The sequence below is a fragment of the Ferdinandcohnia sp. QZ13 genome (assembly GCF_031324165.1).
Classification (GTDB): domain Bacteria; phylum Bacillota; class Bacilli; order Bacillales; family Bacillaceae_L; genus Ferdinandcohnia.
Genome location: NZ_JAVIVW010000001.1, coordinates 82,427 through 102,609, shown reverse-complemented (window position 1 = coordinate 102,609; position 20,183 = coordinate 82,427). Strand labels below are relative to the sequence as shown.

The 20,183-nt window shown below is 34.7% G+C and carries 17 protein-coding genes and 1 pseudogene; 4 read left to right on the top strand and 14 right to left on the bottom strand.

The window, feature by feature from the left end; all coding sequences use genetic code 11:
- Positions 1 to 3: 3 nt before the first annotated feature.
- From RGU12_RS00540 to RGU12_RS00510, 8 genes and pseudogenes are all read right to left on the bottom strand, one after another.
- Positions 4 to 504, bottom strand: a complete 501-nt coding sequence (locus tag RGU12_RS00540; protein ID WP_309534320.1) for a GyrI-like domain-containing protein — start codon at positions 502 to 504, stop codon at positions 4 to 6.
- A 565-nt stretch (positions 505 to 1,069) separates the two neighbouring features.
- The gene (locus RGU12_RS00535) at positions 1,070 to 2,545 is read right to left on the bottom strand and encodes a hypothetical protein (RefSeq protein WP_309534319.1); all 1,476 of its coding nucleotides are present in this window, start codon (positions 2,543 to 2,545) and stop codon (positions 1,070 to 1,072) included.
- On the bottom strand, positions 2,535 to 3,095 hold the full coding sequence (locus RGU12_RS00530; protein ID WP_309534318.1) for a sigma-70 family RNA polymerase sigma factor: 561 nt from the start codon (positions 3,093 to 3,095) through the stop codon (positions 2,535 to 2,537). Before RGU12_RS00530 ends, RGU12_RS00535 begins: the two co-directional genes overlap by 11 nt.
- 267 nt (positions 3,096 to 3,362) lie before the next feature.
- On the bottom strand, positions 3,363 to 3,851 hold the full coding sequence (locus tag RGU12_RS00525) for a GNAT family N-acetyltransferase (protein WP_309534317.1): 489 nt from the start codon (positions 3,849 to 3,851) through the stop codon (positions 3,363 to 3,365).
- A 192-nt stretch (positions 3,852 to 4,043) separates the two neighbouring features.
- Complete coding sequence (locus RGU12_RS00520; protein WP_309534316.1) at positions 4,044 to 4,589, bottom strand: hypothetical protein; 546 nt, start codon at positions 4,587 to 4,589, stop codon at positions 4,044 to 4,046.
- 79 nt (positions 4,590 to 4,668) lie between these two features.
- A complete protein-coding gene (locus RGU12_RS23815) occupies positions 4,669 to 4,761 on the bottom strand; it encodes a sunset domain-containing protein (RefSeq protein ID WP_483867241.1) in 93 nt (30 codons plus the stop codon).
- 881 nt (positions 4,762 to 5,642) lie between these two features.
- Entirely contained in the window at positions 5,643 to 6,950 is a 1,308-nt protein-coding gene (ltrA, locus tag RGU12_RS00515) for a group II intron reverse transcriptase/maturase (protein WP_309534315.1), read from the bottom strand.
- Positions 6,951 to 7,485: 535 nt separating this feature from the next.
- Positions 7,486 to 7,689, bottom strand: a pseudogene (locus RGU12_RS00510) (hypothetical protein).
- Between the two features lie 417 nt (positions 7,690 to 8,106).
- Here RGU12_RS00510 and RGU12_RS00505 point away from each other — a divergent pair.
- The 3 genes from RGU12_RS00505 to RGU12_RS00495 all read left to right on the top strand — a co-directional run bounded on the left by RGU12_RS00505 (position 8,107) and on the right by RGU12_RS00495 (position 11,604).
- The gene (locus RGU12_RS00505) at positions 8,107 to 8,709 is read left to right on the top strand and encodes a hypothetical protein (RefSeq protein ID WP_309534314.1); all 603 of its coding nucleotides are present in this window, start codon (positions 8,107 to 8,109) and stop codon (positions 8,707 to 8,709) included.
- Between the two features lie 674 nt (positions 8,710 to 9,383).
- A complete protein-coding gene (locus RGU12_RS00500; RefSeq protein WP_309534313.1) occupies positions 9,384 to 9,950 on the top strand; it encodes a permease in 567 nt (188 codons plus the stop codon).
- A 418-nt stretch (positions 9,951 to 10,368) separates the two neighbouring features.
- Complete coding sequence (locus RGU12_RS00495) at positions 10,369 to 11,604, top strand: IS110 family RNA-guided transposase (RefSeq protein ID WP_309534312.1); 1,236 nt, start codon at positions 10,369 to 10,371, stop codon at positions 11,602 to 11,604.
- Positions 11,605 to 12,350: 746 nt separating this feature from the next.
- Here RGU12_RS00495 and RGU12_RS00490 read toward each other — a convergent pair.
- The 6 genes from RGU12_RS00490 to RGU12_RS00465 form a co-directional block, all read right to left on the bottom strand.
- The gene (locus tag RGU12_RS00490; RefSeq protein WP_309534311.1) at positions 12,351 to 13,151 is read right to left on the bottom strand and encodes a phosphotransferase; all 801 of its coding nucleotides are present in this window, start codon (positions 13,149 to 13,151) and stop codon (positions 12,351 to 12,353) included.
- Positions 13,152 to 13,527: 376 nt separating this feature from the next.
- Positions 13,528 to 13,884 (bottom strand): hypothetical protein, encoded by a 357-nt coding sequence (locus RGU12_RS00485; protein WP_309534310.1) that lies wholly within the window; start codon positions 13,882 to 13,884, stop codon positions 13,528 to 13,530.
- Positions 13,885 to 14,488: 604 nt separating this feature from the next.
- Positions 14,489 to 14,986 (bottom strand): DinB family protein, encoded by a 498-nt coding sequence (locus RGU12_RS00480; RefSeq protein WP_309534309.1) that lies wholly within the window; start codon positions 14,984 to 14,986, stop codon positions 14,489 to 14,491.
- 652 nt (positions 14,987 to 15,638) lie between these two features.
- Entirely contained in the window at positions 15,639 to 16,787 is a 1,149-nt protein-coding gene (locus RGU12_RS00475) for a Ger(x)C family spore germination protein (protein WP_309534308.1), read from the bottom strand.
- A 6-nt stretch (positions 16,788 to 16,793) separates the two neighbouring features.
- Complete coding sequence (locus tag RGU12_RS00470) at positions 16,794 to 18,269, bottom strand: spore germination protein (protein ID WP_309534307.1); 1,476 nt, start codon at positions 18,267 to 18,269, stop codon at positions 16,794 to 16,796.
- Positions 18,266 to 19,366, bottom strand: coding sequence for a GerAB/ArcD/ProY family transporter (locus tag RGU12_RS00465; RefSeq protein ID WP_309534306.1), 1,101 nt, complete (start codon positions 19,364 to 19,366; stop codon positions 18,266 to 18,268). Before RGU12_RS00465 ends, RGU12_RS00470 begins: the two co-directional genes overlap by 4 nt.
- A gap of 233 nt (positions 19,367 to 19,599) precedes the next feature.
- Between RGU12_RS00465 and RGU12_RS00460 the strand changes: the two genes are divergently transcribed.
- Positions 19,600 to 20,022, top strand: a complete 423-nt coding sequence (locus RGU12_RS00460) for an RDD family protein (protein WP_309534305.1) — start codon at positions 19,600 to 19,602, stop codon at positions 20,020 to 20,022.
- The last annotated feature ends 161 nt before the right edge of the window (positions 20,023 to 20,183 follow it).

The following is a 20,183-nucleotide window of genomic DNA, read 5'->3' as shown; positions in this document are numbered from 1 at the left end:
ATTTTACTTTTTTTTAACAGGTAAATGCAGGACATAATTCGAGTCTACACCTTTATATGGGTTATAAACTTCAAAGCCAATGAGATCCGCTTCTTCATATCCCTCGCTCGTAAACCATTGATAAAGAAACTGATAGGGATTAATATCATCAGTCTTTGGATTATATTCTAGTACTGCATATTGATGGGCGGAAATGGTTATTGACGTCATCTCTTTTGGGATATCTTCATCATTTGGTACTTCTACACCAGCAATCCAAGTAAACTCATCTTTTTCAGGGTTAAAATTTGGTGGGTCAACAAAAATACCATAAGAAATTGTTTCATCAACTCTATTTTTGACCTCGCCGATTCTAGAAGAATGGAATTCCTCAACGATATTAGGTACTTTAATGTCTTTATCCATCATGGTTGTATTACACGATATTCCAACAACTCTAAATTCCCTTTTATCTACAATTTTTGGCTTATGCTTTTCCACTAATTCCAGAAAAATATGATTCATTTCTTCATCTCCTTTACATTTTCCATGTTTCTAGTGAGTAAACTAGTATCTTATTTTCTCTCTGCTCTGTTAGTACAAAAACTGTCACTATCATACTAACATAATATTCCAAATATTATATAGGAATTTAAAAAAGAAAAAGCGACCAATATAATTGCCTTGTTTAGGTATTGCTACCATTTAACCTAAGTGCAATTATTCACAAAATTTATTACATCATTACAGCGTTAATATAAACGTAAAGGATGTAAGCAACTCGAATGAGAGCTAGCCAGGGAACTTATGCACATAATCATAGAGTATATTATAAGGGCATTCAGCATACTAGCATTATTGAATTATAGTAATGTGAAATTTACGGGTTAAATGAAAGTGCTGATTTTATAACGTTGGTCCTAATTAAGATCCTTAAGATAGTTAGCAATGATGACTCCAGAGAAATGATTTCAATTGGCTATCCCTACCTCTTATGAAGGCATTATTATATAACATAAGCAAGTAAGCCTCCTTTAATTTTAAGGGGGTTTTTCTCATTCCTTCTACTTTATCTAAGTATGGCTTAGAATTATTCTAAGCTTTGCTTCATCTTTAGAAAATCTGGATTTTCTTGGATCTCTGGACCAGGATATGATAGGTACAAATATAGATCCTGATTAGGAACGTTCGTAGTGGCTGTTAATATTTGATTAGTCTCCATAGAGTAAAAATAGCGGTCACTATCAGCTGATGTAAATTTAGAGCCTTCATAATCATCAAATTCTTTGTTAAAGTATTTTTTATCTACTTTCATTAATAATATCCAGTCTAACTTTTTATCTTTAAAATAAAATCTTGCAAGCCCATTATAATCCAAGATTACGTCTGCCCCACTACCATCCTCTTCATCTAATGAATATTTTTCTCCTAGGCGTTCTATTACCTTATCCATTGAGTCTCCCAAGGTTATTCCATGGACATAGAGGTAACCTTTTTCATTTGAGAATATGGGTTTATGTAAGTTCAGTTCTGTTTGTTGTTGTTTGTCGTTTTGTTTTTGTCTTTCCTGAGCTGATTCCCGATTCAATTTTTTATATCCTTCTAAATTTGGAATGAACATTTTTGTGTCAATTGGCACATTAATTTGAAGTTCTTTTGGATATAAATAGTCAACAACCTCGCCTTTTCCATTATATGTTTCATATTTTAGGAGGACTCCAGAATCTTTATCAATCCAGAAACGAAAGGTTTTTGCACTGTGTTTCTCAGCTGCATATTCGTTTAAATTGCCTTTTATAACAATTGTATTGTGAGTAAGGATCTTTTCGTTCTGTATTTCAATCTCCCAGTTATCTAAACTTTTTAAGTAATTTAATGTGATTTCACGTGGGAACAGTGAACTTCGGGCTATCGGAGGTTGCACGCTGTTTCTATATCTTCTCTCCGAATAGGTTTTAGATACACTATCTAATGTCCACAGAGTATCTTCTTTATAGTACGTTATAGTGTTCGCCACACTACCACCTTGATTATACGCTTCAACGCTGTAGCCACCCTTTAGTGGACTTAACCCCAGTGAATATTTAACATTTGAACTCATTTTTATACCATCATGGATTACAGTTTGAATTTCATATTCACCTTTTACAGTATCAAATTTACCTGATGACAATAGTTTCTTGTATACCTCGTCTTTGGTCATGTCTTTGTAATTTTCTTCCTGAGCAGGAGGTACAATAACCTCGTTCTGTTGTATATTCTTTTCTGGGCTTGAAGTAACGTTATTTGTTTTATGCTCCCTAATAATTTGATTTGCTTCATTTTCAGAAAAAATATCATTAATACCTGCTATGTGATATGTACCCGCTAGTAAAACAAAAGTAATTGCTGCACTAAGTATCAGATGAATTCTTTTATTAAACGACCTAGAAAAATTGGTTCGTAAAGAATTTGATTTAATAGATTTTACAACTCTATTTTTATGTTTTTCAGTAAAATGAATATTTTTTTCATCTGTTAGAGAATCTCTTAAAATACTTTTTAAATCCTTCAGTTTATCTTCCATTAAGATCGCCTCTCTTTAATTTTTTCTCTAATACATACCTAGCTCGATGCAATCTTGTTTTTACTGTGTTTAATTTGATTTCTAACATCTCTGCAATTTCTTCAATTTTTAGTTCCTCAAAGTAGTATAGAATAATAACTTCTCTTAACTTTAATGGTAAGCTCATAACCATTTCTGCAACCCATAAGTTTTCTTCTCTTTTTACATTCTCAAATTCTGCCGATTGGGCAGCAATATCTTTTTTTCCTTTAATAAGGTCAGTAAAAATTAGAAGTCTATAATGCCAACTCTTAAAAACGTCTTTACACTTATTAATCGTTATGCGGTAAATCCAGGTTTTGTACGAAGACTCATGCCTAAACGAATCCAATTTTTCATAACACTTAATAAAGACTTCTTGGGCAATATCCTCTGCCAATTGCTTATCTTTCACATATGTATAAGCCAGCATAATAACTTCTTGGCCATATTGATCCATTAACCGCGTAATTTTCTCTTCATTGTCAAGATATTCAATTGATGTATCAGGTTTCCTTTCCACTTCAATCATGTATTCGCTTCCTTTTAGGTTTTAAGTATTAGACGAAACTAATCATGTTTAGGTTCTACTAATATATAAATTACTTTAGAAAAAGCTTAAGGCCTATAATTTAGTATAAAGAAGAAACCCATACTTCAACACTGAAGTATGAGTTTGGTTAGTAAACGGGAAATTCAATCGTTAGTCATCCATGAATCGCAAAAATCTGTTCTTCACCACAGAGAATTAAAAAGCGATTCCTGGTTATTCAAGAATCGCACCCTTTAGTTCAAGATACTAATTAGTAATTTTCAATGAAAATATAGTGTCTCCATCTTCATTTTTGTTTTCTATATAATTACCATTTGAATATTTACAGATTACTTTTTCCCAAAATATTTGAGCATCTTTGTTTTCTTTTATCACAGATACTTCCCACTTCTCTTTATATTTTTCAAATAAATTTATAGCAGCTGTTCTCCCTACACCCATTTTTCTATACTTTTTCATAACAAAAAACTCAGCCATCGAATTATAAACATCATTGCTGCTATCATTCGTAATCTTTCTTATTAAAGCAAATCCAGCATATTTACTATTAACTTTAATAAAGAATGGATATCTGTTTGGCTCATTCCAATAATTATCTAAATACTTATAGTCATATAAACCAATCTTATTTACATCATCATTTGTAAATTCACTAAAATCATAATTGTACAATTCAATCAGATGTCTTAAAACAAATTTTCTCTCATAATCTACTTGCTCAATAGTGATACTCATAAGCGATGAAAACCCTCCTTAAAACAGAATTTCTTATTGAACTAAACTGCTCCGTTAGTACAATAATTTTAACTAATAATGGCATTTCACTTGCTTGAAGATTGGCACTCCTTAGCTTAATAAACATTACTTAGTTCTTAGTTTTTGTCCAATATAGTTTAGTAAAGTAATAATTGCTATATTTTGTTTTTATCACAATGTCCGATTAACTGAATTTTTATTTTTCAAGAGATTGTTATATTCTTCTTCGGTGAGTTTAATATACTTTTTTCTTTTAAGTTCATTACTAAATAGGCTTCTTGCTTCATTTGATAATAGGAAGAATACTAACCAAAAAATTGATATTACAATAGAAATATAAGTTTCAGTATACTCTAGATATTCCTCTGTAAGAATATTAGTAATTGAACTTAAAATGAAGGTTATAAGTACTGCAAAGAAGTTTGTTAAAAGAAACAAAGGTATAAAGACTTTCTTACCTGTAAAAAACAAATAAATAAGTAATGCATGTATTAGTAGTAGAAATAATACACTAAAAAAGGAAATTGAATAAAATAAATCAGATAAGTTTGCCACTAGTATCGATTCAGTCATTACTAATTGATGATAGTCAAATTCCCAAAAAGCAAGTGCACCATCATAAAAGGTTATTGCTCCTCTGCCAAATGATATTAAAAGGCTAAACCCTAATAACCCAATTAAAAACTTAGTTAATATCGATATATTCTTTAAGTTCATCTGACAATTCCTTTCTATAAATTATTTTGTTACTCTACCCACACATAAATCTAATATAAATTAATCTAAAATCTCCCCCTTAACGTTTACTCTTTCTATATCCTGCTTCTCTTGCTTCTGTTTCTGTACAAAACATCTCTTCAGCTTCAGTAACATCATAAAATAGAAACAATTATAATCTTCTTCATCTTTACCTCCTTTAATTCAATGTAGACTTTAATAAATTTATTGATTCATATATTTAAATCTCTACAAACCCTGCAAATTCACTTTTGCAAATTAAAGTATATATAGGATTTATTACCTATTTCGACAAAAGGTTATATTTTCCTGTGATTTCACTCATGACTTGTGGGCATTTTTTAAAATACTTTGTGAAACTTGGATTTATCTTTTTTTCAAATATGACCTAAGTGATTGAAAAGCTCTAATTGAAGGAGCTTTTGGATATGACCGATTGATTATAAATTGGGTAGTTTGGGATTGTTCTCTCTACTTTTTTCTCATTAACAGCTCTCATCAAATTCAATGGTATTATCCCATCTCATTTTTATTAATGTTAATGCATTTTTCTTCAGCAAGTCTAATATTCAATTAATTTCACCTCATATATAATTATCCCTTGTTCACCTATTCCGCTTCGCTTATTCAATAGGAATTCAACAAAAAAGGTGGCTAATCCTTCTTAGATCAACGCACCCGTTACTTCAATAAGATAGTTTACCTATTTCTTTTTACTATACGATAAATTCCAAACACGATAACGATTATTGAAATTGGTACAGTTATTAAATCACTTATAGGAGTAAGAACACCTAAAAGAAAGATTACAATACCAATAAGTATAAGTCCCAAAGAAATTCACCTCCCCATTACATTTATGTAATAATAATTGTTCAATTAATCTGCATCGTTAGTTAAATCACTTGTAGAGTAGAAAACTGATTTCAGTGGAATAGCTTACGCTATTTCACCTAATTTCAGGTCCCCCTCATCAAACCGTACGTGAAGTTTTCCCTCATACGGCTTTCCGATGTTCTTCTTTCTTGTGCATTATGGATAATTCCGAGCCAGCTTCACGATTAAATGATTTATCTCTCCCTGTACTTTCTTTAAATTACCATGTTTTCTTCTTATGTTTCTTTTCTTGTTGTAAAAGAGTGTGAGCCTTTCCAGTACATACCAGTCAATCTGATTTAGCCACTTAAACGCAATTCGCGAGATTTTGTAATAGTTCTTGTAACCTTGCAATATCCTATTTAATCCTTTAACCAATTCTTTTATGTCTAAATATAGTTTATTTCTAGGTTCTGTGTATGCTTTAATCTTTGCTCTCATCTTTTTCATGGCATTCTTCTTTGGTATATGAGCCATAGCGTAAAAGGGTCTTCCACCTTTATTGTGTACCTCAAATTTTCGATTGTGGAAACCTAGGAAATCAAACCCTTCTTTATTATCGAACAAGTGAACTAATCTTGATTTGTCTCGATTAATCGTCAGGTCTAACTTATTCATAATAGCCTTCAGTACTTGTATACTCACAAGAGCTTGTTGTTTTGTCCTTGTCAATATTACAAGGTCATCAGCATAACGAACTAATTCTCCTAGGTGATGGAATTTCTTTATCCAGAGCTTGTCCAATGTGTTTAGATAAATATTTGCCAGTAAAGGAGAAATCACACCTCCCTGTGGTGTCCCCGTTAGGGGATTTCTGACTTTACCCTCTTCCATTATTCCAGCTCCCAACCATTTGCGAATCAACTTTAAGACTCTGCGTTCATTGATTTTCTGTTCAATTAATTTTAACAACTTTTCTTGGTTAATGTTGTCGAAATATCCTTGAATATCAACGTCTACCACCCAAGAGCTTCTTTTGCTTGCCTCTCTTATGCTTGCCATTGCTTGGTGTGCATTTCTTTTAGGACGAAAGCCAAAAGAGCATTCTTGAAAATCCGCTTCGAATATTGGTTCAATAACCATCTTCGTAGCCATTTGTACCACTCTGTCTTTTATAGTTGGAATTCCTAATGGTCTCTTCTTTCCATTTTCTTTTGGAATATACGTTCTTAATACAGGGCTTGGATTATATTCATTCTCTTTTAGCTGGATATACAACTCATTTAAGAATTTTCTCTCCCCATAGTTTGTAACGATTTCTTCAATCGTTTGTCCGTCTACTCCTCCACTACCTTTCTTTCTTTTTACACGCTTCCAGGCTTCTAGTAATATATCAGGTCGATATATCTTATCATATAAAGCATGAAACTTGCGTTTCGGATTCTCCTTGGCACAGAGATATAGTGTCTTCCAAAGTTCTTGAGCTTTTACATCGGTGTAGTTAGCTAATTTTATAGCATTCACTCACTCTTACCTCCTTCTAACACATGAACAAAGCAGAGGTCCTTCCCTATATCATGTTGTGTTGTCATGATAATCATAAGTACTATGACCTCCTCCGACTCCCTCTTTACAGTCCGCCATTTCGCAATTGCTTATAAGCTTTCTCTCTCCTTAACCTTAAGGGTAAAGTAGGGTCTCCCCAGTTCCGATAATTACTTTCTTTACATGTCGTTCCCCATACCCCGAGAGATTCTTGAGTGTTGTTCCAAGTTCTACACACCTTCCATGGTCTTCGCCCTTTGTCGCAAGGCTCGACTTCTCCTTGTCCTGTTTCCAGGTTGCTCTTGACGAGGCGGCAGGATTCACTTTATGTTACAACCTGTAAAGTTGCTGATACAGGGCTCCAACCTTAGGATTTCTCCACCAGTTGCCTGTCAGCTACTAGGCGACTTGGTTCTTACCTAGACTGGACTTTCACCAGTTAGCAATTAACGGCTTGCCTGGGCACGCCAACAAAAAGTGCATTAATCATTCTTGGACTATTGGATCTCATTGTTCAATAAATTCTATCCAAAAACAGAAGTAGATAACTACCTGCACAAAGATAAATTGCAACTTGAGTAATAACATATATTGTAAGTTCAATTGGTGTTAGTTTTCTTTCTCTCTTATTTTTTTAAAAATGTCTATAATAATAGAATGAACATAGAAGTAGTATTGCTGCTGATAATTGTAATATATTCTCCAGTAAACTAACCAAAAAACCATCTCCTCACATTATAATAAAATCTTTTTGTACTCTTTAATTCCTACTATCCTGCACCAATTAATCTAATAACTTCATCAAAAAGTGCATTAATCATTTTTGGAACAACGCACCCTGTAGTTTAAGCACAATATTTCACAATCCTCTTTTATATCACATATAGACTTAAACCTACCTACTCTTCCACTCGTGGAATAGTTCTCCTGGTTATAGAGGTTAAAACCATCGTTTTCTTGCCCTTAAGTTCAATATCAAAATAGCAAAAACGTAAGTACAGTACAACTATTATTACATATGGGATAAATATGTTAGAATTTTAGACAATCAAAATAAAAAAATCTATGAGGGGAAGTTTTATAGGACTACAGAATTTGTGTACGATGATGTTTTGGAATTACGAGCAAATGAAAAATGTCCAAACATGGTACCACTATTAAAAAGTTTAAAATATGGAGAAGGCAGTTTATATCATTTTTTAGTCTTTTTGATTATAAGTATCGTTTATATAATACAATCCCTAAAACTGAGACTCCTTTTGGAGATGAATACTTTAATAGCATTCATGATGAATGGAAAGCAACAAGAAAGCATTGGCTTGGGAACGATGTAAAACCTATCTTAATTGATGATGCTCATGAACTGACTTTGCCTTTAGGACACCCACAACCGAATATCCTATATGTGGCTCATCCGTTATATGAAGGTGTTTATTATCCAGCTGCGAACTTCCATCCTAACAAATTAGAAACTAAATACTACGAGTTAATAAATCTTTTGACTAGTTTAGGAGCAAAAGAAATCAAAGTTGAATATATAAAGGGAATAAAAAAGGATACCTCCTTTAATGCGGATGCAAACTTGAATGTATTTTCTGCAGGTGCAGGTGTGAATACCTCAAAAAGCAATTCAACGAATATCGTTTATAATGCAACACTTGAAGGCAAAGAGCCAACCTTACCTCAAGAGTTATACTGGTTTAATAAAGAGATATCATGGAGACAAAATACCACATGATCGTATCAATAATGGCTTAAAGGAATTCCAATTAAATGTAGAGTATAACGATGATTTTGGAGTGGATGCGTTCGTAAAAGTACAAGTTAAATTTGGTCTTCAGCTTGGTGGAACTTATACTTCACATGAAAATACGTTATGGAAAATAGAAGGTAGGTTTTAATATCTAACTACTTAGTTCCAAATATACAGTATTAAGGACTGCCTTAATGGTAGCCCTTATTTCAGTCTGTTTGTCGTATGGGCTTTAGGAAAGTTTTTTATTATTTCAACTGTTAATTTGAATAAAAAAATAGTAAGCAAGCTCATTAGAAATAACTTCCACCATTTCATATGTTTCTCCTTTAAAATTTATTTATATATAAGCTCCTCACTAACTTGTCGGTCTTATTCTATAAAAAGAGGAAAAGTCCTTCTTATAGTATTAGTGCAATTATATTCCCCATCTTATCTATTGTTATATTGCTTTTTGCACTAAACTGACTTTTTACTTGAATAAAAAAAGCGATCTTCGTTTTTAAGAATCGCGCCCGTTTGTTGAACAACCTAATGGATTTAAAAAAACCTAACCACAAAAATTACACAAATTTCACAATTATCTCCAACGAAGAAAATTAAAGTTATTTATAATAAAATGGATTATTCATTATTTCAATATCTAGGAGATGGTTGAGATGTTCGCTGGACATTTTGGAGTTGCTGCTGTAGTGAAAAGTAAAACCCCAGAACTACCACTTTGGTCGTTGTTGGTCTGCACTCAGTTACTTGATATAGCCTTTATTCCATTCAATTTAGCCGGGATGGAGTCAATAGAACCAATCGGCGAGGGCGGCTATGCCAAGATGATGATTTATGCATTTTATACTCATTCTTTCATAGGGGCCATGTTGCTTTCCATTCTAGCAGGGTTCCTTGCTGGTGGTTTTTGGGGTAAAAGATCAGGGGCAATTATTGGAGCTGTAGCTTTTAGCCACTGGGTTTTGGATTTAATCGTTCATCGTCCCGATCTACCCATTCTCCCGGGAAACGCAGGCGGCCTACCTCTCCTTGGTTTAGGATTATGGGATTTTGTTTTTGTAAGCATCCTAATCGAACTTCTCTTAATAACAGCTGGTTCTATTTTTTATTTCAGTCACGTACTCCAGTCTTCTGATCCTACACACAAGGGAAAAGCCATTCTAGCTGGTTGTATAATGACCGTCTTTCTCCTTCTTTCATTAGGCATTGACGTTTTCTCATAAAAAAAGGCATGATTCAATCATATATTGAATCATGCCACACCTCTTTATTTACGATACGATTGATTGTACTCCCTTGGTCATAATCGAATTGTATTTCTTCAACAATCTGGTCCGATTGTTGAACACAAGTTAAACATCGATCTTCAACTAACCTGCCCCGTTCGTATTATAAGGTTAACCAGAATGCTAAATATTTCTGGTTGACCATTTTTTATATGGTTTTATTATATCAGTAGCCAGGGTAGAACGTATCTGCCCGTGGGGCTTCGACCCCGACAGCTAAACTGTTCGCCCCCTACTTGTAGAAACATGATTGAGGCTGGTTGGGACCTAGATCTCGTATAACAAGCGAAGCTGTGATACTGCATGGAGGAATTAGGGGTTACTGGCAAATTACTAGTTTAGGAGGAGATTTAGAATGAATCCAGTCGTTGGTCTGGATGTTTCAAATGGTGAAAGTCAAGTTCAGGCATTTTTAGATAAAGGCACTCCATATCGTAAGAGTTTTAAAATTTCCCATACTGTTGAGGGGCTTAATTCACTTGAAGTATTTCTTGAGGATGTGAAAAGAGAGTCTGGAATGAAGCCTTCGGTAATTTTAGAAGCTACTGGGCATTATCAAACTCCAGTCGTTCAATACTTGGAAGAACGAGGATATTTATTGATTATCATCAATCCATTGATTTCATATAAGGCAAGAGGATCAAGTTTAAGAAAAGTAAAGACAGATGCCATTGATGCTTATCTTCTTTGTGAGTTGTTTTATAAGGAGGAATTAGAGCCTTTTAAAAAACGTGGAGTCCAGTTATTAAACCTTCGCAACCTTACAAGGCAACATGAAAATATAACTGGAGTGATGATTCAAACAAAGCTACAATTTCAAGCAGTGCTTGAACAAGTGTTTCCTGAATATAAAGGGGTTTTTGGAGATTTATATTCGGTGGTGTCACTTTTAACTCTTTCAGAGTTCCCCCCTTCCGAGGATATTTTGAGTGCAAGTGAAGAAGTAATTACAGACAAGATAAATGGTTTTTGTAAGAGTCGATCGAGCAGGTGGGCAAAGGAAAAAGCAATTCAACTTAAAGCTGCGGCTTCACGTAATCCTTTTGAAAAGACAGTTTATCAAAGTCATATACTAAGCCTAGGTATGTATATTAAAATGATTCTTCAGTATAAAGAGCACCTATCAAAGTTAGAGTCAGAGATAGATGCCCTCGCTAAAGAAATTGAAGAATATAATATTATCAAATCAATCCATGGTATTGGAGAAAAAATCGCGGCAACGATTATTTCTGAAATTGGTGAGATAGATAGATTTAACAACCCTAAAAAGCTTGTAGCATTCGCCGGAGTTGATCCTAGTGTATTTGAGTCAGGGAAGTTTACGGCTACAAAGAATCGAATCACCAAACGAGGATCTAGCAGGCTTCGTCATGCCTTATATATGGCTGTTCGTTGTGCCATTCGTGATTGTCGTAAGAAGAAAACGACTGACGAAATCATTCCCAGTAACAAAAAAATGAGGGAGTTTTACGACAGGAAACGTGCAGAAGGAAAGCCTTTTAAAGTAGCTATGATTGCTTGTGTTAATAAGCTCTTACATTGGATTTTTGCAATGTTAAAAAGTAAATCGACTTTCCAAGATATAGCATAGTGTCTAAATCTAACTAAATAGAGTAAAACCTTCCAATTAGAGGATTACGGAAGGTTATTTGGCATGCACATTTTTAGTATATCATGACAAATTTAAACTTTTTATTGAAAAATATTGACAAACTATTAGCTGGTTTAGTTGAACAAGAAAAAGGAGCCGCAACTACAACTTCTTGTTTCGCTAAAGCACCTTGCGTTTATTCACAAACTTATCCTATTTACAGATTACAGGAATGCTGTCTTGTTTGTAAAAAAACGACAGCTCTTATTTGCAATCGCTCTTGTAGCTCTATTTTGACTAACTACTTCACCAAATGTTTCCTATTAAGCGAATTATCATTCTTGGTATAAACATTAAGATGTTCCAAACCACTTCAAATACAAACTCAAGTAGGGTATCTTTAAAAAAGCCGTCTCTATTTCTCTTTTTATTTTTCATCTTCTAACTCCCAATTAACTAATCGTTGTTTAACTATTCTGACTCGGAAAAACAAGTTCAATCCTTTAAATCAATTCTACTTTGATTTTCTATTTCCTTCTTCCGCTAACCTTTTCCTTTAGTTTAATAACTTCAACAATAAAGTACTTTAATCCTTCTTGAATCAGCGCACCCTTTATTTGAAGTACATTTCTTCACAAACTTACCTTTTATCAACTCTATTTATTACAGGAATGCTGCCCCTTTAGACAATAACAAAAATAGCGTCAAACCTGCTTGACGCTATTACTATTCATTAAGTGCATTTTTTAGGAAACCCACTCTTTTCCATGATTACGAATGAATTTTATTTCCTTTTGATAATATTCAAGTTGTCCTTGGTCTATCATCTTTTGAAAAGCATGGTCACCTTCACTTGCTCTTTTTATCATGTATTTACATAATCCATCTAATCGTCGCAATACCATCTCTAAATAATCTTCTTCCATTCCCTCGATACCATAAGATTCAAAAAACAATTTTACTCTTTGTTTGATACGGTCGGCATCCGTTGATGGATCATAATAAACCGCTTCACCTGTTTCAAAGTGATAAATCCTACTTAAAGGAACGCAAGTGTAAAGAGTATAAGCTATATCCCAAAGTCTTGGACCAGGAGCAGCAACATCAAAATCAATAATACCTACTGGTTTTTCGTGATTAAAAATGATGTTGTAAATGGCAAAATCATTGTGACATATAACCTCCATTTTATCTGGAGTATTATCCATCGGTTTCCATTCAGCAGATAACGGAAAATCACTCACAGCATCATGATAGAGACGAAGCATGTTCGCTATTTCTTTTAATACATCATTAGACAACATATATTTTTTTAAAGGATAATTACCAGCTTCTCCTTCAATAAATGATAATATCTCTCTATTTTTTTCATCAATACCTAAAAACTTCGGTGCATAACCAAAACCTTTACTCTCCAAATGCTGCAATAATGTATGAATATTAACACTATCAGTCTTTAATTCTCGTCGTACAGTATCTCCGGAACGAAATACGTTTGAGACATTTCCTCCTGTTAGCATTTCTTCTTTTTCGTACTGACTTGTCATTTAAATTCCCCCAAAAATTGGGACGCTATGATTGTGTCAATAGAGATGTATTTTTACCCATAGTTAAAAGCAGATATACAAAGGTATCTGCTTGGTAATGGGAATTTAATTGTCCACACCATGACTCCCTTGAATGATTTAAGATAGACAAATAAACGTATCCTTAACAATAGGAATCGCAATCGTCTCTCTATCCAATTAGATAATCATTTCAAAGTAATCCACATGTGTAATATAGATTCCCCTTTCTTTACATCTCTATTTTAGATGTTACCAAAGGTTTCCAAATAAATAAAGAGGACATTACATTGTTATTTAAGTACTCTGTCTGTTTGTGATACCTCAAAAGAATAACCAGGTAACTTGACCTGGCTTTTTATTTTGAACTCCCCATCATTTTCAATAATAGTTTTTTAGGTAATTCATAATGAGCGATTAATATAAGCAAATATAAATCGAATAACCATATATTTGTGCTTATATCATAATCCTCTTTATTTATTTTCTTTTCAAATTCATTCATCAAACCTATTAATAAAGCACAAACAAGAAAATATAGATATTGTGTTAACACATAAACCCACTCTTCTTGAGTTTCTCCTATTGCCGCAATCCCTGAAAATACAGATACTACGAAGAACCATATACTCAATAATATGGATACAACTAAAATAACAAATCGAACAAACCCAAATATATATAAGGCGAGAGTTTTAATTTTTATCACCACCATACGTAAATATCCTTCGGTAAAGGCCTATAACTCTATATAATTTTCTGCATCTTATTTTAGAACTCCTCTATATTACACCACAATATAATAAGGTTCTATAACTCCTTTTGGATATTTCAACTAATTCTCCTGTTCATCTTTTTCTAGATTAAAATGATAACTGATTTAAAATCAAAACCAAATTATCCAAGGATGATGAAGGAATGGGGTTTTTAACCACGTAAAACAAAATCTGTGACTTCCATGCTAACATAATATTCCATATATAAAAATGAAAATATTAAAAAGAAAGAGCGACCATTATGATCGCCTTTTTTAGTATTGCACCCTTGACTTTAAGTACAGGAATTCACATTCTAGTTTTACACCTCATTAAAATCAATCCCTAGATGTGTTGTACATACAAAAAGACGCCTACTTATTTAAGAAAAGCGCCAGACTGTTGGATAATGAAATATGCGAAAGATTTCTGTGTAAATACGTTCTAATTTATTTGACTAAACCCCCATTTAACCATCCATAATGCAGAAAATCACCACTTCACCATATAGATTGAATAGGGCTGCACATCGTCAATACTGCTTCTACTACTGGGCGAATTGCATTAGGACCAATCAACGCCACTCCAAGAAGATTGCAACTTTCGCAACAGAACAATTTGGCCAAGATGATACGTATCGTGCATCATGATATTGCTGAGTAAACGCTCAATAGAGTACCTGTTAGCTGCATACGGTGCTTTTACCTTTTCATCGTCAAGGTCCGCAATGACCGTTTTTAATTTATTCATGACTTCATTAAGTAGCTGCACTGTCTGTGCCCACCCAATTTCGTCTTCAGGATCCCCCGGATTTCCAAAGGTTTCTTCATTGTTTTCTGCCTTATGCGGATTCTCTGTGCCCTTAATTCGATGGATTACGTCTTCATTCCAAAATATCAAGTGGTTGACAATCTGCCAAATTGAATTACTGATTCCCGAATTTGTCCATGCTGCCTCAGCTGCGCTGACTCCATGAAGCGCCTGATCGAAGGATGCAAACCAATCATTCTCACGCCAATGCATGTCGAGTTGTTCTAAAAACATTTTAGTTACAACTTGCATACAACCAACTCCTTACAGTTTAATTTAGTCCTTCAATGTTAAAAGACAAGAAAAAGAGAAATCTGACTAAAGTATAAATTAATCAATCCAATATTAGGTAAAAACCAAATCCAAGTGTCCCTTCCATATTGGATATACAATATGACAGGGTAATCGAAAATCCCGGGTGACGATATCAATTATCCTCGATCAATTTAGAAAATAGCCATTCAAAGCATAAAATAACCTAATTTTTGACGTAGGCCATATAAGAAATAATATTCTCAATGAAATACTCCATTCTCTTATTTTGAGAATACAACAAAACCTTGATCACTATGACTTATTCGGCTCATCCAGCTTTTATTCCTTCATCATGACAATTGAACCACTCATGACTTAAGTCACGAGCTTCTTATTTACGGAAATCTTATCGGTTTCTAAATAAAAAAGAAGTCACCATTTACGGCATCTTGATCTTCAAAATACGCCCCATTAATGCAATAAGAAACGAAATTCTATTAGGTGGTTTCATTTAAGCGTAATTGTTCACAATGCTACGTTATTATAGAAAATGAGCAGCATAAAGAGAACAATTTTTTCAAAAAGATTAGAACCTCTAAAAAGCTCCTGTAACAGCTTTACCCATAAAAAAGAACGTCCAAAATTTTTCTCACGTCTTTTTTAATTTTTGTTTTCCTGAAGATTGTATTTTGGATTTTATTGTAATCTTTTTTAATGATTCATTGGTTAGTGGCAATGTTCGGCCATTATTAGTGATTTTCTTCCATGATTGTGGGTCTTTTCGGTATATTGTCTCTGTAACTCTGTATAAGTCAGTCTCTTTTTCTAATGCTGCAAGATAGGTTGTCTTTATATAGGAGGCGATCTGTTCTTTTGCCAGTTGATTGATTTCAGCTTCCGATAATTCCTGATTAAGCTCCGTAATAGTTCCTTTTGCTTTTACTTCCACTGTAAAAGTTAGCGAACCATTTTCGATTTTCGGTTTGATTTTGGTCTTTACATTACTAAATACGATTGAAGCGGCCTGGTAACCGTCCTTTTGAGGAAAAACACTGATTCTTTCCCCTTCTTTTATCCAGCTGAGACCTTCTATTTGTTCTCCTACCAACTTCCCTTTATACCCGTTCTTGCTATAAATATTTATCCCATTGATTCTGTAAGCCGGTAATGAATTATCCTTCTCTAGCCAATAATTATCTAAAAGCTCTAATCTTGGAATGGCGGAGGTGTGGGCTGGTTCATTTAATTCTATAAGGAACTTTTGAAATCTTTTTGGCTCTACGAAAGAACTTTGCTCATAACTAGTCCTTGGATCTGAAAGTCTCGTGAACATTGGCGATATCCCAAGGATAGGAAAAGTATTCAAGAGATCCCTTATCGAAGAATTTGTGCTGGAAATCCAAACTGTATATCTGGTTTCCCTATACCGGTTTATGACATCCATTGCCGATAGCACGATGTTTTGTTGTTTTAAAGCATCCTCTGTAAAAACCATGGAAGAGAGGTGTCCCCAAAATATCCTTTGAGGCACATTTTTATAAAAGTCAAAAACGGCACTGTCAACTGTATTTCCTTTTCCCATTCCGACTGTACTAGGGGAAGTCTGAATACCTCCTCCGCCCTCACTTCTTCCAAGGCCACCGATATTTATAAGCTGGGCATATACTTGGTATTCCCCTTCCTTGTAATCAACTCCCAAGGCATGAATATACAGCACTTTGTCAATTTCATTGTTATCCCAGCACGCTGAAAGCAAAAGAGGAAGCATTAAGACTACTGCCAACTTCTTCTTTAACATAAGGTATCACTCCTGTTTAGTAGAATCCTGGGGTTTCAAAAAGCGTGGCCTTGTTTTGATCCATTTCCAGGGGATTCTGAAGAAAATATTTAATAAGGATTTGGGCTCTTCCAGCGTAAATGGAGCCAAATAAGGGATTCCAAAGGGACGAAGCTGTGCTGTATAAATAAGCAAAAGGGCAATAGCCAAGAACACTCCCCAAAAACCGAGAGTGCCTGCCAGTAAAAGGACCACGAACCGATAAACACTTATCGCTCCAGTCAAAGATAGATTGACAAGGGTATATGTAGCTACTTCCGATGTAGCAATCACAACCAGCATTGCAGGGTTAGTCAATCCAGCTCTAATGGCAGCGTCACCAATAATCAAACCCCCGATAACACTCAATGTCTGTCCTATTGCTACAGGCAACCTTAAACCTGCTTCCCGAAATAGAGAAAACAATAATAGCATAATCGTTGCTTCCACTGCTGAAGGCAGCGGGACACCTTTTCTCGATTCTACCAATACCGCTAATAGTGTAAAAGGAAGCTGGTCCTGGTGGATTGTAATGAGTGCAATCCATATTCCAGGTAAAAAAGTTGATACGAAAAGGCCAACAATCCTCAGTATCCTTTCAAATGAGTTATATAAAAAGTTATATTCATTATCTTCCGCACTTTTAAAAAGCATGGTTAAGTTGCCTGGGCCAATGGCTATCGTTGGAATTCCATCGACCAAAACTAAAAATCTTCCCCTCAGCAAACAATCTACAGCCAAATCTGGTCTTCCGGTATAATCCAGTATTGGAAGTAAATCAAAACCTGAATCTGACAGAAGCTCCTTTAATTGATTGGAGTTTACGATCCCATCAATTTTTATGCTGGAAAGGCGTTTTTGAATATCGTCTTTTATGTCTTTGTTGATAATATCATCTACATACAACAAAGCCACCTTTGTCTGTGTGCGCTCCCCAATAATATAGCTTTTGCATACCAGGCTGTTGGTCCGTAGTCTTTTTCGTATAAGAGCGATATTGACTCCAATCTCCTCTACGAAGCCATCCCTTGCCCCCTTAATGCTGATCTCAGTATTTGGATCCTGTGGATTTCTTTTCGGGTGATCAGAAATATCAACCGTAAAATACACTTGATTGTTAATATAAATTAAAATTTCGCCATTGAAGATCCTTGATATCAATTCTTTTATATCTTTTAAGCTATTTGGAGGAATGTCCAGCCGCTCTATGAAATCACCCATGTTCAATCTTTCACCAGAGCACTCCTCAAGCATCCTTTTAAGGGAAGGAATCAAAATGGTGTCATATTTCCGTTTATCGTAAAGCCCCTGGCAATAAACTAGGTTCATAGTACAGCCTCTCTTAGTTACGATTGTTTGATGGCTGACATCATCGCAGTCCTTGAAAAGGTCCAATATACCGGCAAAGCCGAGTTCTTCCAACTCCTTCGATTGTCCCTCTTGATTATCTTTAGTATGCTTCACTGTGTCCTAATCCCCTTTTTCTTAGACTTAACCAATACATATAAGCACAGGGTCAACGTATAGAAAAAAATGAAAAGAGTTGATATCGGAAGGAAATAGTTTTTTACAAAAGTCAAAAACACCAAATCGCCCACAGGATTAAACAGTACCGATACACTTAGGAACAAACCTATGATAATCTGAATGCTCACCCTCTTTTTGCCTTCGAAGTTGAACACCTCAGGGATTAAGTAAATCGATAAGGAAATCCGAATAAATATCCCAACCATCCATTGATAAATAGAGATGAAATCCAAGTGTTCAAGGTATCTCCCCAGGCTTAGCATAGCCCATTGCTCATAGGCAGGAAAACGCTGCTTGGAAGCTTCCTCTGGTCCGAAAATAGCGATTGACCCCATTAGCGGACCAAGCGTCAGGATAATAAGAACAATACCAGTTACAAACAAATATCTAAGCTTGAACTTTCCTTCTATTTTGTGCTGAAAAAGAAGGACGAGAAATAATTCAAAAATACCAGCTCCGGCTGCTAATATGCCTTTCAAGGCAGGAAACCAGCCGTTTTCCAGAAGGGGGAGCAATAAACTGTAATCTTTATGTGGGATATTACCGATAGCTACCATGAACCCGAAGATGATAACGGCTGGCAGCAAAATGCCATTAATGACAGAAATACTTCTTATTCCATTCAGGGCAGGCAACAAACATATAACCGCCAATGAAAAACTTAAAACCAAAGGAGGGGTTCTTGGTAAATAGGTCGTAGTGGCCCAGGAGACAGTATCGATAAAAGAAACCGTTGAGGCCGCCAGCAAGAATAAAGCACCCAGTGCGCCAAAGAAATATGCCACCAACTTGTTTCCTTTTTCCTTTATCCATAAAAACAAATGCTGCTGTTTTGTTTTCCGCTGTATACAATACACAATGAAAATCCATCCCATAAATAAAATAGCAATCAAAAGCACGGAAATCCAAGCATCTCTGCCTGCCTTATCAAGAATTGCAGGAATTACAATGACATGTGAAACAATTCCTGCAGCCGATATAATCATAAAAAGACCTAAAAAGACATTTATTTTATCATTCGAATTTGATCCCACAACCATCCACCCAAATCCACATATGTTTTATATATTATTTAGTAAAAATTGTGTAAATATGTATTTCGAAAAAGGGATTATATTGGCCGCCTCCATAACTGACTAAAAAGGTTCATCTCTTTTATAAATTGATTTAATTCATCTTGGTGGTGACCGGTTTCAAACGATGGTAAAATAACATTACCATTAATAGGAATCATCTTAGATGAATACATTATATTGGAGGTGTTTACATGCTTAGTGATTTTGAACCAGCTGGATTTTGGATTCGACTGGGTGCTTCAATTATCGATGGTATTGTCGTTTTTTTTGCCATTTTTCTACTTTCACTCATTTTTCACTTTCCAATAGATGATGATTCTTGGCAATCTGGACTTCTAGAATTCTTATATGCTCTAAGCCTACCACTCTTTTGGTACGGGTATACGGTTGGAAAAAGGACATGTGGGATTCGAATTTCGAGGGTTGATGGTGAAAAATTACACATTGGGAATATGCTACTTCGGATTGTAGTGGCAGGGCTAATTTATGCGTTGACGTTAGGAATCGGATTCATTGTAAGTGTAGTAATGGTGTGCGTCCGAGAAGATAAAAGAGCAATCCATGACTTCGTAGCCGGCACATGTGTGACCTACAATCCCCCCGATAGAAATTAACAGGGGAAGACCAGAGGGACAGTCCCGTGGACCACCAAACCGAAAAAGCTATATAAAACTCAATTTTATTAATAGTGGCTTTATTACCGTGTCACAAGATTTAACTTCGAAAAAAAACACTTCTCCTTTTTAAAGAAATGCACCTATTTAATGCCTGGGTT

Excerpts from the sequence above, each read along its gene's own strand:
- RGU12_RS00490 (WP_309534311.1), bottom strand. The coding sequence starts at position 13,151 with ATGACAAGTCAGTACGAAAAAGAAGAAATGCTAACAGGAGGAAATGTC.
- RGU12_RS00520 (WP_309534316.1), bottom strand. The coding sequence starts at position 4,589 with ATGAACTTAAAGAATATATCGATATTAACTAAGTTTTTAATTGGGTTA.
- RGU12_RS00535 (WP_309534319.1), bottom strand. The coding sequence starts at position 2,545 with ATGGAAGATAAACTGAAGGATTTAAAAAGTATTTTAAGAGATTCTCTA.
- RGU12_RS00495 (WP_309534312.1), top strand. The coding sequence starts at position 10,369 with ATGAATCCAGTCGTTGGTCTGGATGTTTCAAATGGTGAAAGTCAAGTT.
- RGU12_RS00540 (WP_309534320.1), bottom strand. The coding sequence starts at position 504 with ATGAATCATATTTTTCTGGAATTAGTGGAAAAGCATAAGCCAAAAATT.
- RGU12_RS00460 (WP_309534305.1), top strand. The coding sequence starts at position 19,600 with ATGCTTAGTGATTTTGAACCAGCTGGATTTTGGATTCGACTGGGTGCT.
- RGU12_RS00500 (WP_309534313.1), top strand. The coding sequence starts at position 9,384 with ATGTTCGCTGGACATTTTGGAGTTGCTGCTGTAGTGAAAAGTAAAACC.
- RGU12_RS00475 (WP_309534308.1), bottom strand. The coding sequence starts at position 16,787 with ATGTTAAAGAAGAAGTTGGCAGTAGTCTTAATGCTTCCTCTTTTGCTT.
- RGU12_RS00480 (WP_309534309.1), bottom strand. The coding sequence starts at position 14,986 with ATGCAAGTTGTAACTAAAATGTTTTTAGAACAACTCGACATGCATTGG.
- RGU12_RS00530 (WP_309534318.1), bottom strand. The coding sequence starts at position 3,095 with ATGATTGAAGTGGAAAGGAAACCTGATACATCAATTGAATATCTTGAC.
- RGU12_RS00485 (WP_309534310.1), bottom strand. The coding sequence starts at position 13,884 with ATGGTGGTGATAAAAATTAAAACTCTCGCCTTATATATATTTGGGTTT.
- RGU12_RS00505 (WP_309534314.1), top strand. The coding sequence starts at position 8,107 with ATGTCCAAACATGGTACCACTATTAAAAAGTTTAAAATATGGAGAAGG.
- RGU12_RS00525 (WP_309534317.1), bottom strand. The coding sequence starts at position 3,851 with ATGAGTATCACTATTGAGCAAGTAGATTATGAGAGAAAATTTGTTTTA.